The sequence below is a fragment of the Salinibacillus aidingensis genome (assembly GCF_055393355.1).
This window is the reverse complement of the sequence record NZ_AP043759.1, coordinates 2508842-2522675: the sequence shown is the minus strand read 5'-3', so window position 1 is coordinate 2522675 and position 13834 is coordinate 2508842. Positions and strand designations below refer to the sequence as shown.

Genomic DNA, 13834 nt, shown 5'->3' with positions numbered 1-13834 from the left:
TTATTTTCGTGATTTTAAAAATAGAACAATCCCTAAAATAAGGGCTAACGCTACTACGATAGTGCCACCAGGCGGTATTTCAAAATAATATCCGCTGATAAGACCTGTAATAACGGAAAGTTCACCAAACAGGATACTATAAAAAATCGCCTGTTTAAAGCTTTTCGCCATTCGAATGCTGGAGGCAACCGGCAGAGTCATTAATGCTGATACCAGCAATACCCCAACAATTCTTATGGAAGCCGAAATAGCAAGAGCGGTTAACAGGATAAATAAAAAGTGGATCCATTTGGCATGAATTCCGGAAACCCGGGCATATTCCTCGTCAAAGGATACAGCAAACAGCTCTTTGTAAAAAATGATGACGGCAGCGACGATAAATAAGGAAATCCCTAAAATAAAATATAAATCCTGCTGACTAACCGCTGCCACAGAGCCAAATAGATACGCATATAAATCTGTGTTAAATCCGTCTGCCAGAGAAATAAAAATAACACTGAGTCCGACCCCTACAGATAAAATAATTGGAATGGCAATTTCCTGAAACGATTGATAAACACTCCGCAGATATTCAATGATAATGGCGCCAATAATAGAAAAACCAATCCCTGTATAATAAGGGGATATCGCTAGGAATGCTATTTTCTTTTCTAAAAACAGACCAAAGGCGATACCGGACAGTGTCACATGGGAAAGCCCATCCGCGATCAGGGATAAACGCCGTACAACGATAAAGGTACCCAATAGAGGAGCAATCAGACCGATTAACAATCCTGTATAGAAGGTATTCCGTAAAAACTCAAATTCTAAAAAGCTTTCTATCATTTTTGTTCCTCCCGTTAATGGTTATGAGAAATGGAGTGCATGGAATGGCCGTAAAACTGTGACAGCTCATCATCTGATTTTTGATGAAACTCAGAAGGATTTCCATGATAATGAATCGTTTTATTTAAACATAATAAATCCGAAACATAGGATGTGATGGTTCCGATATCATGAGAGACTAATAAAAGGGTAATCCCTTCCTTTTCATTTAATCGGGCGAGCATTTTGTAAAAACGCTCCACATTTTCTGTATCCACTCCTACAGTTGGTTCATCCAGAATAAGCAATTCAGGCTGGCTGACCAGAGACCGGGCAATAAATACTCTCTGCTGCTGACCACCGGATAAATCCCCGATGTTCCGATCTGCATACTCCCTCATTCCCACGTTTTCAAGTGCACGGTAAATTTGTGCTTTATGTCCTTTATTTAAAAAACGAAAATAGCCGACTTTACCGGTCAGACCCATGGATACCACTTCATACACCGTAGCCGGGAAGCCACGATTAAATGTATTGGCCTTTTGGGATACAAAGCTGACTTTGTTCCAATTTTTGAACTTATGAATCGGTGTCCCGAATAACTCAATTGTTCCTTTCTGCAATCGTAAAAGCCCAAGAATGAGTTGAATAAGTGTCGTTTTTCCTGAACCATTTGGCCCGACCAGACCCGCAAAGGATCCTTGCTGAATCGTAAAGTTAACACCTTCAAGCACATTCTGCTGTTCGTACTTATAGTCTAGTTGTTGTACTGATAGAACAGGAGCAGAAGCATCCATTCCCAATCCTCCCTTTTAATCTGGTGATACCGACTACTGATAAATGATATGTTTTAAATCAGCTGAATCCTGATCATAACTCTATCGTAATCATTGTCGTCACAAATCATTCATTATAAAACGTATTTAATTTTACCGAACTATTTTTAATTTGTAAATCATAATGGTTACGATTTATTATTGGGAAAAGCGGAGGCGACTGTTTAGGCCCGACGGCATAAGCAGAATCTCCGGAGTGGCCGCTTTTTGGCCATGTAGGGTATTCTGCTTATGAGGGCTAGGGCCTGGGAGCCGTAGCTGGACAGAAGAGGCTTCCGCTTTTGTTCATAAACATATTACTTGCCTGAAGCCTTTCTATGTCCTACGATAACTATATTTGAAAAGAATAGATTTAGGAGATGACAACATGAAAGGCATACTTCAAAATAAATGGTCGGTTATTGCTATAGCTGTGTTTTGTTCCATCCTGTGGGGCAGTGCATTTCCGGTACTGAAGATAAGCTATGTGGAAATGCAAATGGCGGCAGATGATATCATTGCAAAAATTGTGTTTGCGGGGATGCGCTTCTTATTAGCCGGACTTATTGTGTTATTATTTTTAGTTTTTATGAATCCATCCAGCATTCTCGTTTCCCGTAAACACTTCATGATTTTACTGATTTTAGGGATTGTACAAACAGCCCTTCAATATTTTTTCTTTTATAATGGATTAGCCAAAGTTTCAGGAATGCAGGGGGCTATTTTGAGCTCAAGCGGGACCTTCTTTACCGTACTTCTGGCACACTTTTATTATAAAAATGACCGGTTAAGCTGGAAGAAGGTTGTAGGATTGCTTGCCGGCTTTTCGGGTATTGTGATTGCCAACTGGGGCCAGGAGTTTCAGCTCAGCTTTCAATGGGATGGAGAAGGATTTATGATCCTGTCAGGTGTTACGAGTGCAATTGCGACAATCATGGCCAAAGAGCTCGCGACAGGTATCCATCCCATTGCTGTCACTGGCTGGCAGTTGTCCTTAGGCTCTATACTTATGCTGCTCGTTGGTGTTCCACAATTAGCGGAGGGTGCAATTGTATTTACAACTTTTGGATGGGGTTTACTAATTTATTCTGCCTTCCTTTCAGCTATAGCCTTTACCCTTTGGTATTCACTGCTGAAATACAACAATGCAGGAATTATCAGTATGTATAAATTCATCGTTCCAGTTGCCGGTACGCTACTTTCTTCCATATTTATACCGGAAGAACAGTTGAATATTTTCATATTATTGGCTATCGCAATGGTTGCACTGGGAATAATTATCGTGAACTTTAAAGGAAGAGAAAAAGCCCACCTGCAGCAGAACGAGGCTGTGGGAGTTAAGTGAGATTAGGGCTGCATGAAGAAATTCTTAAAATTAATAAGATGATTGATAAGCCTATCCAGCTATGTGTTAGGTAGGCTTTGTTTGTGAAATTTAGGGATTCACGCTTGATTGGCTGTGGATGACGGGTGAATCCGCCGAGAGAAGGAGAGTCACGGTAGATTCAGATGAAAAGGAGAATGAATCCGCCGAGAGAAGGTGTGTCCCGGCAGATTCAGGTATAAATTCAATAAGAAAGAGCCGTGATAGGAGCAATCACGGCTTATATCTTTTTTATACCAGCCCTTCCCCGCTCGCCTACGCTTTTCTGTGTCCAGCTCCAGGGCCCTTCCGCTTTTCTTCACTGCAAATAGGGCAATTGGTTTTTGTAACCGGCGTATTGCTGATAGCTTTGTTGCATTTTCTGCTGGTCGGCAACTTCCAGGCTATACCAGCCATTTTTAAACATAAGATCGAACAGGTTGCGCTGGCAGTCCTGAGTTTCTTTAAAAATTAAGGAAACGTCCTGATATAACCTCTGATTACTGACCTCGTTCATAGCTGTGGTATAGGATGCGGTCATGTATTTTTCTGTAGCAAGCATATCATTTACAAAATCACGTTCGTTCATTTGAGGGGTTTTTGGTACTTGGGTTTCCTGATTGGAAATGGTTTGACTCTGTTGTAGATTTTGTATCTGTATGTTCCGCTGCGCCTGCTGTTTTAATTGATCTTCGTTTGTCATATCATTCACCCTTTCTATCATTCACTTTTAATGATTTACCTGAGGACTGGGATTCTGATTTAAATACTGCAGGATTTTCTCATAATGGCGCTGATGCATTTCACCAGCGGATTCCAGTGCTGTTTTCACTTCCTGATTCTGACACTGCTGAGCAAAGAAATGTGCTTTTTTACTTGCAAGCAGATTCCATGAAAGCATATCTGATAAGTAGGACTGATCTTTGGTACTGATCATATTTGGCGGTGCTGGCATAGGATTGGTTTGCTGATATTGATTATTTTGCTGTTCCTGAGTCATTTTCAATAGCCTCCTTTTAATAATGTCACTATTTTTTAGCATGTCACATATTTTTGAGAAAAAACCGTTGCGAAAAGTCTGAATATATTTTATAGTTAAATTAAGACTTGGATAGGAAACTATCTAATTTTTTTCGCACAAAAATGAATGAGTATTCATTCGAAAGGGATAGGGGGAAATAGCATGGAGCGATCAATCAAGCGCGCAGCTGTTTTAGGCTCAGGAGTGATGGGGTCCGGAATTGCTGCACACTTGTCGAATTTAGGGATTCCTGTACTAATGCTTGATATTGTACCTCGAGAACTGACTGACGACGAAAAGAAAAAGGGATTAACCCTTGAGGATCCAAAAGTTAGAAATCGTATGAGTAACCAGAGTAAACAGCAGCTGAAAAAGCAGAAGCCATCGCCGATTACCAGCAAGAAGAGTCTTGATCTTATTGAAACCGGAAACATGGAAGATGACATGGAAAAGCTTCGGGAAGTGGACTGGATTATTGAGGTTGTTGTTGAAAATCTTGATATTAAGAAGAAGGTATTTGAGCAGGTAGAACAATATCGGAAAGAAGGAACGATTGTCAGCTCAAACACGTCAGGAATATCCATTGAAGGGATGGCTGAAGGTCGATCCGATGACTTTAAAAAGCACTTCCTGGGTACACACTTTTTCAATCCGCCACGCTACTTAAAGCTTTTAGAAGTTATTCCAAATAAGGAAACTGACCCGGATGTATTATCCTTTATGAAAAAGTTTGGAGAAGATGTCCTTGGTAAAGGTGTAGTAGAAGCGAAGGACACACCAAACTTTATTGCCAATCGAATCGGTACGTACGGGTTATTGGTTACCGTTCGGGAAATGCAAAAAGGCGGATTCAGTGTCGGTGAGGTTGACTCTGTTACAGGCCCATTAATTGGACGTCCAAAAAGTGCTACCTTCCGTACATTGGATGTTGTAGGTCTGGATACCTTTGCCCACGTAGCCAAAAACGTTTATGACCAGGTTGAAGGAGAAGAAAAGCAGGTATTTGCAGTGCCTGACTTTATGAATCAAATGCTTGAAAAAGGCTGGCTGGGTGCAAAGTCAGGCCAGGGATTCTTCCTTAAGAAAAAAGGAAAAGATGGAAGCGTTATTTATGAGCTGAATCCGGAAACGTTAGAGTACGAAGACCGTAAAAAACTTAAAACCTCTGCTACAGAGGCAGCTAAACAGGAAAAAGGACCTAAACGTAAATTGAAAGCGCTTGTTTCGGCAAAGGGAGATCGTGCCGGAGACTTAGTCTGGTCTATCTCTAAGCCAGCACTCATCTATTCAGCAGAACTTCTGGGTGAAATTGCCGATGATATCACTGCCATTGATGATGCGATGAAATGGGGCTTCGGCTGGGAGCTCGGTCCATTTGAAATGTGGGATAGCATTGGTGTAAGGAAATCTGTTGAACGTATGAAGGAAGAGGGAGAATCTGTTCCACAATGGGTAGAAGACATGCTGAACAAAGGCTATGAGTCTTTCTACAAAACCGAAAATGGAAAAGTCTATTATTACGACCAGGGTGAATACAAAGAAAAACAAGTAAATAAAAAGGAAATAAATCTAAAATTACACAAAGATCAGGCAGGTGTCATTAAGAAAAATAGTGGTGCCAGTTTAATAGATCTTGGTGATGACGTAGCCTTGCTGGAATTCCATTCACAGAGCAATGCCATTGGTTTAGATACGATTCAGATGATCAACAAAGCCCTTGAAGAAGTTAACCAAAATTACCGAGGATTGGTTATTGGTAACCAGGGTAAGAACTTCTGTGTCGGTGCTAATTTAGGCATGATGTTAATGGAAGCACAGGACTATAACTTCATGGAATTAGGAATGATTATTAAGCAATTCCAGCAAGCCATGATGAATATCAAATACAATGAAAAGCCTGTTGTAGCCGCTCCTTTTGGAATGACACTTGGTGGAGGTACAGAGGTATGTCTGCCGGCTAGCTCCATTCAGGCATCTCCTGAATCCTACATGGGTCTTGTTGAAGTCGGTGTAGGTCTTATCCCAGGAGGAGGCGGTAACAAGGAGTATTATATCAAGGAATTAAAAGGACTTCCTGAGGGTGTGGACTTTGACCTGCAAAAAGTGGCCAATGATGTATTTGAAAAGATTGCCATGGCTAAGGTGTCAACGTCTGCCGAGGAAGCAGGAGAGAATGGGATTTTAAACAGTAAGGATGCTATCAGTAACAACCCGGATCATTTAATTTATGATGCAAAACAAAACGTTCTGTCACTGGATAAAGCCGGCTATCAAGCACCTAAGAGAGATAAAGTACCAGTAGTTGGGGAAGCAGGATATGCAGCCATGTTGCTTGGTGCCAAACAGCTGAACATCGGCGGATATGCGTCTGATTACGATTTTAAGATTGCTGAAAAACTGGCATTCGTCTTAGCAGGTGGCAAATTAAAACAAGGAACACTGGTAGATGAGGATTATTTGCTGGATTTAGAGCGGGAAGCGTTTCTTAGTTTAATAGGAGAGCCAAAGACTCAAGAGCGTATGCAGCACATGCTTTTAAAAGGAAAGCCGCTTCGCAATTAATTAGTTGAAAAAACTCCAATAAGCAGAGGGGGAAGAAATGTGAAGGAAGCTGTAATTGTTTCAGGTGCCCGTACACCTGTTGGAAGAGCAAAAAAGGGTTCACTTGCCAACACACGCCCTGACGATCTTGCGGCGCTTACTGTAAAGGAAACATTAAAGCGTGCAAATAACTATGAGGGCAATATAGATGATGTAGTCATTGGATGTGCAATGCCTGAAGCTGAGCAAGGGATGAACATGGCACGTAATATTGCGGGTCTTGCCGGTTTATCCATTGATACACCTGGAATAACGATTAATCGTTACTGTTCATCAGGACTTCAAAGTATTGCTTATGCAGCAGAACGGATTATGCTTGGTCACAGTGATACCGTTCTTGCGGGTGGTGCTGAATCAATGAGTCTTATCCCAATGGGAGGGCATGTCATTAAACCAAACCTTGAATTGGTAGAAAATGCACCCGGCTATTATATGTCAATGGGACACACAGCGGAGGAAGTGGCAAAGCGTTTTGATATCTCCCGTGAAGATCAGGATGCTTTCGCTGCAAGAAGTCATGAAAGAGCAGCAAAGGCTCTTCAGGAAGGTAAATTTGATGAAGAAACGGTTCCGGTTGATGTCACCGTTCGTGAACTGGGAGATGACAACAAAGTTCAGGAAAAAACATTCACGTTAAAACAGGATGAAGGCGTACGTCCGGGGACCACTCCGGAGGTCCTCGGGAAGCTGAGACCTGCCTTTTCCATTAATGGAAGTGTAACGGCTGGAAACTCATCACAAATGAGTGATGGTGCCGCAAGTGTACTGGTTATGGATCGTGAAAAGGCAAACACAGAAGGCCTGGAACCTCTGGCTAAGTTCCATTCCTTCGCCGTTGCAGGTGTGGAACCGGAAATCATGGGTGTCGGCCCGATAAAAGCAGTCCCTAAAGCACTGGACATCGCCGGACTAAGTCTATCAGATATAGGCCTGTTCGAATTAAATGAGGCCTTTGCTTCTCAATCTCTGCGTGTAATCAGAGAGCTTGGTTTGGATGAGGATAAAGTGAATGTTAATGGTGGAGCGATTGCTCTTGGTCACCCACTTGGATGCACCGGTACAAAGCTCACCTTATCTTTAATCCATGAAATGAAGCGCAGAAACGAGCAATTTGGTGTTGTTACGATGTGTATCGGCGGCGGTATGGGAGCTGCTGGTGTAATTGAACTTTTATAATGGGGAGGAAATAACATGAGTGAAACGAAGGATAAGTTAATTAAAGGTGGAGGCTTTTTAGTAGAGGATTTAGCTGGTGAGGATATTATTACTCCAGAGGATTTCTCTGAAGAACATCATATGATTGCTAAAACAACAGAGGATTTTGTTGAGGGTGAAGTTGTACCAAAAATTGATCAGCTTGAAAATCATGAATTTGATGTATCTGTCAAATTGCTAAAGCAGGCAGGTGAACTTGGTCTGCTGGGGGCTGATGTACCCGAGGAGTATGGAGGACTTGGACTGGATAAAATCAGTTCCTCACTCATTACGGAAAAAATGTCTCGTGCAGGTGGTTTCTCGATTTCCCACGGCGGACACGTAGGAATTGGTTCTCTTCCTATCGTATTCTTTGGTAATGATGAGCAAAAGAAAAAATATCTGCCTGACCTTGCAACTGGTGAAAAACTGGCCGCCTATGCGCTAACAGAGCCAGGCTCAGGTTCAGACGCCCTTGGAGCAAAAACAACAGCAAAATTAAATGAAGCCGGTACACACTATATCTTAAATGGGGAAAAGCAATGGATTACCAACTCTGCATTTGCTGATGTTTTTGTTGTCTATGCAAAAATTGATGGGGATAAGTTCACTGCATTTATTGTTGAAAGAGAATTCCCTGGTGTGTCTACTGGACCAGAGGAAAAAAAGATGGGGATCAAATCTTCCTCTACCCGTACACTCATTTTAGAGGATGCAGAAGTTCCAGTGGAAAATGTACTTGGTGAAATTGGACGCGGACATGTGATTGCCTTTAACATCCTGAACGTTGGTCGTTATAAGCTTGCCATAGGTGGTGTAGGTGGATCCAAGCGTGCCTTTGAAGTAGCGGTTAAATATGCGAATGAGCGTAAACAATTTAAGACACCTATTTCAGGGTTTTCACTAACTAAGGAAAAGTTCGGTACAATGGCTTCCGAAATTTATGCTAATGAAAGTGCAGTATATCGCACAGTGGGTCTGTTTGAACAGCGCTTAGGAAATCTTTCTCAGGAAGAATTAAATGATGGTGGGGAAGTTGCGAAAAGCATAGCTGAATATGCCATCGAATGTTCCATGACCAAGTATAGTGCAACAGAATTACTTGATTATGTGGTGGATGAAGCGGTACAGATTCATGGTGGTTATGGATTTATGCAGGAATATGAAGTTGAGCGTGCCTATCGTGATTCTCGTATAAACCGTATTTTTGAAGGTACGAATGAAATTAATCGTCTAATTGTTCCAGGCACATTATTAAAGAAAGCGATGAAAGGCGAACTTCCTCTATTACAAAAGGCAACCGCCCTTCAGGAAGAAATTATGATGATGATGCCGGAGCAAGTAGGCGATGAGACACTTGAACAGGAAAAATATCTATTAACGAATGCTAAGAAAATTGGCTTGCTTGCAGCAGGTGTTGCAGCTCAGAAGTATGGCGAGAAGTTGGAAAATGAACAGGAAATACTTGCCAATATTGCGAATATGGCTGCTGAAATCTATAATATGGAATCAGCCATTTTACGTACGGAAAAAGCGATCAATAATACAGGTGAAGAACAAAATAAGCAAAAGCTTCTATATACACAGGTCTTTACTCAGGAAGCATTTAACCGTATCGAAGCTCATGCAAAAGAAACATTAGTAGCCAGTGAAACAGGGGATCAGCTGCGCATGATGCTATCTGCCTTAAGAAAGCTTACCCGTCATGACCCTACGAATGTCATTGCAAAGAAACGTGAAATTGCAGAAACAGCCATTAATGAAGAGAAGTATACCGTATAAGCTTTGTTTGACTGATAAACGGACCCTTTACCCTAAAAGTAAAGGGTCTGTTTTTTGTTAGGTCTCTGGCAATGGACTTGGACCAACGGGCGCTCTCGCTTTTGATTCATGAAAGGTGATAATGGGAGCAGGAATATGTTAAAATATTGATAATTGAGCTGGAGGGGGTAAAACGATGTCCTTAAAAGTATATCAGTATCCGAAATGCGGGACTTGTAAAAAGGCCCTTAAGTGGCTGGACGAACATAAGATTGATTATGAATCCATACATATCGTCGACAATCCACCATCAAAAGAGGAGCTTGCATCTCTTGTCGAGAAAAGCGGTCTTCCTACTAAGAAATTCTTTAATACAAGTGGAAAAAAGTATCGTGAACTCGGTTTAAAAGATAAGATAAAAGAGGCAACGAATGAAGAAATGATTGATTGGCTGGCATCAGATGGAATGCTAATCAAAAGGCCAATTGTTACAGATGGTGACCAGGTTACGGTAGGTTTTAAAGAAGATTCATTTGAACAAGCATGGAATTCATAATATAGGAATAAATTGGAGGGAATAGAATGAGTTTACCAAAGGATCTATACTATTCAGAAGAACATGAATGGGTAAAAGTGGAAGGGAATAAACTTCGTATAGGAATCACGGAATTTGCTCAATCTGAATTAGGAGACGTCGTATTTGTGGAACTTCCGGAAGTGGGGGATGAAGTAGAGGCCGATGAACCATTCGGAAGTGTTGAATCTGTGAAGACCGTTTCCGAGCTGTATGCCCCGGTAGGAGGAAAAGTGGTTGAGATTAATGAGGATTTGGATGATAGTCCGGAATTTGTTAATGAATCTCCATACGAAAAAGCATGGATGATCGTTATTGAACCGGACGGAGAGCCAAAGTTAGACCAATTAATGTCAGCAGAAGCGTATGAAAAAATGGTCAACGAAGAAGAATAATATGTGGCTTAAAGAGACAGGCAGTGTGCACACGCTGCCTTTTTATTACGCATTAACCGTCCGTAATCCCGTACTTCAAATCTTAAGGGTAACCTAACAAGACAAAGTGGGGGATAAGCGGCCAGTAAATGCCTTATAATTTTCCTATCTATAAGATTAATAATTACATATAATGTTGTGGTGATTGTTATGATCGAGGTAGAGAAAGTCATCATTGTCGAAGGGCGTTCCGATTATAAAAAAGTGAAAGAAATAATCAACGAGCCTCTGCAGATTCTTTACACAAATGGTACGATAAGTATGGATCGGTTGGAAGCTCTTGTAGACGAACACTTCCTGAATGACAAGGAAGTTTATATTTTAGTGGATGCAGATGATCCTGGACATAAGCTCAGAAATCAACTTAGACAAGAGCTCCCCCATGCTATTCATTTATATGTAGATCGTTCTTTTCGGGAAGTAGAAACAACCCCGAATCATGAATTAGCCTCTGTCTTAGCATCCGCAAATCTTAAAGTACACACGGATTTTCTAAAGGGGTATGGTTATCATGCAGGAAATTAACGAAAAAGACTTGCCCATTATTCTGGAAAGTCAATATAAGCAATTTATTTTTCTATACACACCTTTTTGCGGGACGTGTAAAGTGGCGGGGAAAATGCTGGAGACGCTGGAGAATATAGAAAATCTCCCAGACTTTCATACGATGAATGCCTCGCTGTTCCCTGGTTTTATGCAGAACTATCAAATTGAAAGTGTTCCATGTCTGGCTATTATACAGGAAGGACAGATTTTAGATAAAACCTATGCATTCCATTCTGTCCCATTTATGTATGAGAAACTGCTTAAGTATACAGCTGACAAAGAATGACAGCATATGTCAGATTTCCCGGGAAATAAATACGTGAAAAAACAAAAGATATTCAGCGAAAACTGTTGACTGGTTCTAACAGACTATGCTAATATATCAATTATTCAATAAAAATATGAATCTCGTCTTATCAAGAGAGGTGGAGGGACTGGCCCTGTGAAGCCCGGCAACCTTCAAATCATTCTTTGTCTATGATTTGAAACGGTGCCAAATCCTTCAAAGTTAGAGCGCTGGCTTTGATAGATAAGAAGAGAGATAATCGGTTTGTGTTTATCCCTCTTCTTATGGAAGAGGGATTTTTAATTGAATAAGTGAATAGATCTCTTATCACGAGTGGCGGAGGGACTGGCCTGATGAAGCCCGGCAACCATCAGACAAAAATGTTTTGTTTGAGAAGGTGCCAATTCCTGCAAAGCGTATAGCTTTGACAGATAAGAGAACAGAAGATAATCCAGGCTTTTCTGTTCTCTTGTGAACGGAAAAGCTTTTTAATAATTGTTTAGGAAATTATAAAATAGGCAAATTGTGGATAAGAAAAACAAATGAGGCCACGTCCGGCTCCGGCGCCCAGCGACTAGCGAGACTTCCTTCACCTCCGTCCGATAAGTCAACATTGACTTACAAGGTTCGTCGTGTTTCCTTTATCTCCTACGGCTCAGTCCAGTCCGTACGTCGCTAAACGGGCGCTTCCGCCTTTGTTCTAATCAAAACGCAATCATGAAGAGGGTGAGTAAAAGTGATTTCCATTAAAAACCTTTCAAAAATATATAAAAGTAAAAACCGGGATGATGTAACGGCCGTTGATAACATAGACCTTTCGATAAATCAGGGAGAAATCTTTGGAGTTATCGGCTATAGTGGTGCCGGTAAAAGTACATTTATTCGTCTGCTTAACCGTTTGGAAGAGCCGACAGACGGCAAAATCATCATGAATGAAAAGGACATGACGAATTTAAGTAATAAAGAATTACGTAATGAAAGACAAAAAATTGGAATGATTTTTCAGCATTTCAATCTCCTGTGGTCCAGAACTGTATTTGACAATATCGCCTTTCCACTTGAAATTGCCGGGATACCAAAGGAACAACGGAAAAGCAAGGTTCAGGAGCTGATTGAGCTTGTTGGTCTTGCAGGCAGAGAAGATTACTACCCTTCACAGTTAAGTGGAGGGCAAAAGCAAAGAGTGGGAATTGCAAGAGCCCTTGCCAATGATCCGAAAGTTCTTTTGTGTGACGAAGCAACTTCTGCGCTGGATCCGCAAACAACCGATGATATTTTGGATCTGCTGGTGAGCATTAATCAAAAGCTTGGGCTTACCATTATTGTCATCACACACGAAATGCATGTCATTAAAAAGATTTGTCAGCAGGTTGCCGTTATGGATAATGGGAAAGTCATCGAGCAGGGTGAGGTTCTGGAGGTCTTTATGCATCCGAAAGAGAAAACGACTCGCCGTTTTGTACAGCAGGTGATGGGCGAACAGGTGGAGCAGAGCCCCATTCATTATTTCGTGAAGAATTATGAATCTGGCAAGGTTCTCCGGCTTCACTTTGTTGGTGAAACAGCAAATCAGGCTATAATCAGTAAACTTGTAAAAAGGTTTAATGTTGAAATCAATATTTTACAGGGGAACATTACGCAGACTAAAGATGGAGCCTATGGTACTTTGTATGTCCATATGGATGGTCCAGAAGAAGTAGTGAATGAAGCTATTAAATATATACAGCAAACCTCGGTAGAACTGGAGGTAGAAGAGAATGCTTAGAGAATTGTTTCCGAACGTTGTTATGGAAGATTTGAAAGTCGCGACAAATCAAACACTTTATATGACAGGGATATCAGTCCTTGGAACATTGATTCTCGGAATTTTACTTGGATTATTACTGTTTTTGACGGATCGCCAGGGCATACTTAACAGGAGTTTGAATTTTATTACAGCTACTATTGTGAATGTCTTTCGTGCGATACCGTTTATTATATTGATCCTCCTCTTATTCCCTTTTACAGATTGGCTGATGGGAACAATTAGAGGACCAAAGGCAGCTTTACCAGCTCTTATCATTGGGGCTGCACCATTTTATGCAAGGCTTGTGGAAATTGCACTGAAGGAGGTGGATAAGGGGGTAATTGAAGCAGCCAGAGCAATGGGAGCAAAAACGAGACACATCGTATTTAAGGTTCTTTTGCCAGAATCTATGCCCGCTTTAATTTCAGGCTTAACGGTAACAGCCATTAATTTAATTAGCTTTACAGCTATGGCAGGAGCAATCGGTGCCGGTGGTTTAGGAGACTTAGCTTATCGGAAAGGGTTTCAGGCCTGGGACTTTGATGTTGTGTTTGCATGTACTGTACTTATTGTAATTATTGTGTTTATTTTCCAATTTGCAGGGGATTTCTTATCTAAAAAAATTGATAAACGATAAAGGAGAGAGAAA

Annotated in this window: 14 protein-coding genes and 2 riboswitches; of the genes, 10 read left to right on the top strand and 4 right to left on the bottom strand. The window is 41.2% G+C overall.

From position 1 onward, the window contains the following. Together ACZ5OK_RS13445 and ACZ5OK_RS13440 are read right to left on the bottom strand one after the other, a co-directional pair. Positions 1 to 825, bottom strand: a complete 825-nt coding sequence (locus ACZ5OK_RS13445) for a metal ABC transporter permease (RefSeq protein WP_343842540.1) — start codon at positions 823 to 825, stop codon at positions 1 to 3. Positions 826 to 839: 14 nt separating this feature from the next. Further along, a complete protein-coding gene (locus tag ACZ5OK_RS13440) occupies positions 840 to 1601 on the bottom strand; it encodes a metal ABC transporter ATP-binding protein (RefSeq protein ID WP_343842543.1) in 762 nt (253 codons plus the stop codon). A gap of 406 nt (positions 1602 to 2007) precedes the next feature. On the opposite strand from ACZ5OK_RS13440, the gene ACZ5OK_RS13435 reads away from it, so the two are divergent. Further along, complete coding sequence (locus ACZ5OK_RS13435) at positions 2008 to 2964, top strand: DMT family transporter (protein ID WP_343842545.1); 957 nt, start codon at positions 2008 to 2010, stop codon at positions 2962 to 2964. Positions 2965 to 3301: 337 nt separating this feature from the next. Here the strand turns inward: ACZ5OK_RS13435 and ACZ5OK_RS13430 are convergent, their stop codons facing one another. Next, positions 3302 to 3571, bottom strand: a complete 270-nt coding sequence (locus ACZ5OK_RS13430) for a spore coat protein (RefSeq protein ID WP_343842743.1) — start codon at positions 3569 to 3571, stop codon at positions 3302 to 3304. Positions 3572 to 3712: 141 nt separating this feature from the next. Next, positions 3713 to 3982, bottom strand: coding sequence for a hypothetical protein (locus ACZ5OK_RS13425; RefSeq protein WP_343842547.1), 270 nt, complete (start codon positions 3980 to 3982; stop codon positions 3713 to 3715). 183 nt (positions 3983 to 4165) lie between these two features. Here ACZ5OK_RS13425 and ACZ5OK_RS13420 point away from each other — a divergent pair, with 183 nt between their 5' ends. From ACZ5OK_RS13420 to ACZ5OK_RS13380, 9 genes are all read left to right on the top strand, one after another. Then, positions 4166 to 6565, top strand: coding sequence for a 3-hydroxyacyl-CoA dehydrogenase/enoyl-CoA hydratase family protein (locus ACZ5OK_RS13420; RefSeq protein ID WP_343842549.1), 2400 nt, complete (start codon positions 4166 to 4168; stop codon positions 6563 to 6565). A gap of 39 nt (positions 6566 to 6604) precedes the next feature. After that, entirely contained in the window at positions 6605 to 7780 is a 1176-nt protein-coding gene (locus ACZ5OK_RS13415) for an acetyl-CoA C-acetyltransferase (protein WP_343842551.1), read from the top strand. A gap of 15 nt (positions 7781 to 7795) precedes the next feature. Beyond that, positions 7796 to 9580, top strand: coding sequence for an acyl-CoA dehydrogenase family protein (locus ACZ5OK_RS13410; RefSeq protein WP_343842553.1), 1785 nt, complete (start codon positions 7796 to 7798; stop codon positions 9578 to 9580). A 175-nt stretch (positions 9581 to 9755) separates the two neighbouring features. Next, on the top strand, positions 9756 to 10115 hold the full coding sequence (locus ACZ5OK_RS13405) for an arsenate reductase family protein (RefSeq protein ID WP_343842555.1): 360 nt from the start codon (positions 9756 to 9758) through the stop codon (positions 10113 to 10115). A 26-nt stretch (positions 10116 to 10141) separates the two neighbouring features. After that, positions 10142 to 10528, top strand: a complete 387-nt coding sequence (gcvH, locus tag ACZ5OK_RS13400) for a glycine cleavage system protein GcvH (protein ID WP_343842557.1) — start codon at positions 10142 to 10144, stop codon at positions 10526 to 10528. Between the two features lie 189 nt (positions 10529 to 10717). Beyond that, positions 10718 to 11092, top strand: a complete 375-nt coding sequence (locus tag ACZ5OK_RS13395; RefSeq protein ID WP_343842559.1) for a toprim domain-containing protein — start codon at positions 10718 to 10720, stop codon at positions 11090 to 11092. After that, positions 11079 to 11399, top strand: a complete 321-nt coding sequence (locus ACZ5OK_RS13390; RefSeq protein ID WP_343842562.1) for a thioredoxin family protein — start codon at positions 11079 to 11081, stop codon at positions 11397 to 11399. The genes ACZ5OK_RS13395 and ACZ5OK_RS13390 overlap by 14 nt, the downstream gene beginning before the upstream one ends. 124 nt (positions 11400 to 11523) lie before the next feature. Continuing rightward, a riboswitch (SAM riboswitch) is annotated at positions 11524 to 11649 on the top strand. A gap of 71 nt (positions 11650 to 11720) precedes the next feature. Beyond that, positions 11721 to 11837: riboswitch (SAM riboswitch) on the top strand. Between the two features lie 298 nt (positions 11838 to 12135). Further along, on the top strand, positions 12136 to 13164 hold the full coding sequence (locus ACZ5OK_RS13385) for a methionine ABC transporter ATP-binding protein (protein ID WP_343842565.1): 1029 nt from the start codon (positions 12136 to 12138) through the stop codon (positions 13162 to 13164). Further along, on the top strand, positions 13157 to 13822 hold the full coding sequence (locus ACZ5OK_RS13380) for a methionine ABC transporter permease (RefSeq protein WP_343842566.1): 666 nt from the start codon (positions 13157 to 13159) through the stop codon (positions 13820 to 13822). Before ACZ5OK_RS13385 ends, ACZ5OK_RS13380 begins: the two co-directional genes overlap by 8 nt. The last annotated feature ends 12 nt before the right edge of the window (positions 13823 to 13834 follow it).

Coding starts and splice junctions, on each gene's coding strand:
- ACZ5OK_RS13445 (WP_343842540.1), bottom strand. CDS start 825: ATGATAGAAAGCTTTTTAGAATTTGAGTTTTTACGGAATACCTTCTAT.
- ACZ5OK_RS13440 (WP_343842543.1), bottom strand. CDS start 1,601: ATGGATGCTTCTGCTCCTGTTCTATCAGTACAACAACTAGACTATAAG.
- ACZ5OK_RS13435 (WP_343842545.1), top strand. CDS start 2,008: ATGAAAGGCATACTTCAAAATAAATGGTCGGTTATTGCTATAGCTGTG.
- ACZ5OK_RS13430 (WP_343842743.1), bottom strand. CDS start 3,571: ATGAACGAACGTGATTTTGTAAATGATATGCTTGCTACAGAAAAATAC.
- ACZ5OK_RS13425 (WP_343842547.1), bottom strand. CDS start 3,982: ATGACTCAGGAACAGCAAAATAATCAATATCAGCAAACCAATCCTATG.
- ACZ5OK_RS13420 (WP_343842549.1), top strand. CDS start 4,166: ATGGAGCGATCAATCAAGCGCGCAGCTGTTTTAGGCTCAGGAGTGATG.
- ACZ5OK_RS13410 (WP_343842553.1), top strand. CDS start 7,796: ATGAGTGAAACGAAGGATAAGTTAATTAAAGGTGGAGGCTTTTTAGTA.
- ACZ5OK_RS13405 (WP_343842555.1), top strand. CDS start 9,756: ATGTCCTTAAAAGTATATCAGTATCCGAAATGCGGGACTTGTAAAAAG.
- gcvH (WP_343842557.1), top strand. CDS start 10,142: ATGAGTTTACCAAAGGATCTATACTATTCAGAAGAACATGAATGGGTA.
- ACZ5OK_RS13395 (WP_343842559.1), top strand. CDS start 10,718: ATGATCGAGGTAGAGAAAGTCATCATTGTCGAAGGGCGTTCCGATTAT.
- ACZ5OK_RS13390 (WP_343842562.1), top strand. CDS start 11,079: ATGCAGGAAATTAACGAAAAAGACTTGCCCATTATTCTGGAAAGTCAA.
- ACZ5OK_RS13380 (WP_343842566.1), top strand. CDS start 13,157: ATGCTTAGAGAATTGTTTCCGAACGTTGTTATGGAAGATTTGAAAGTC.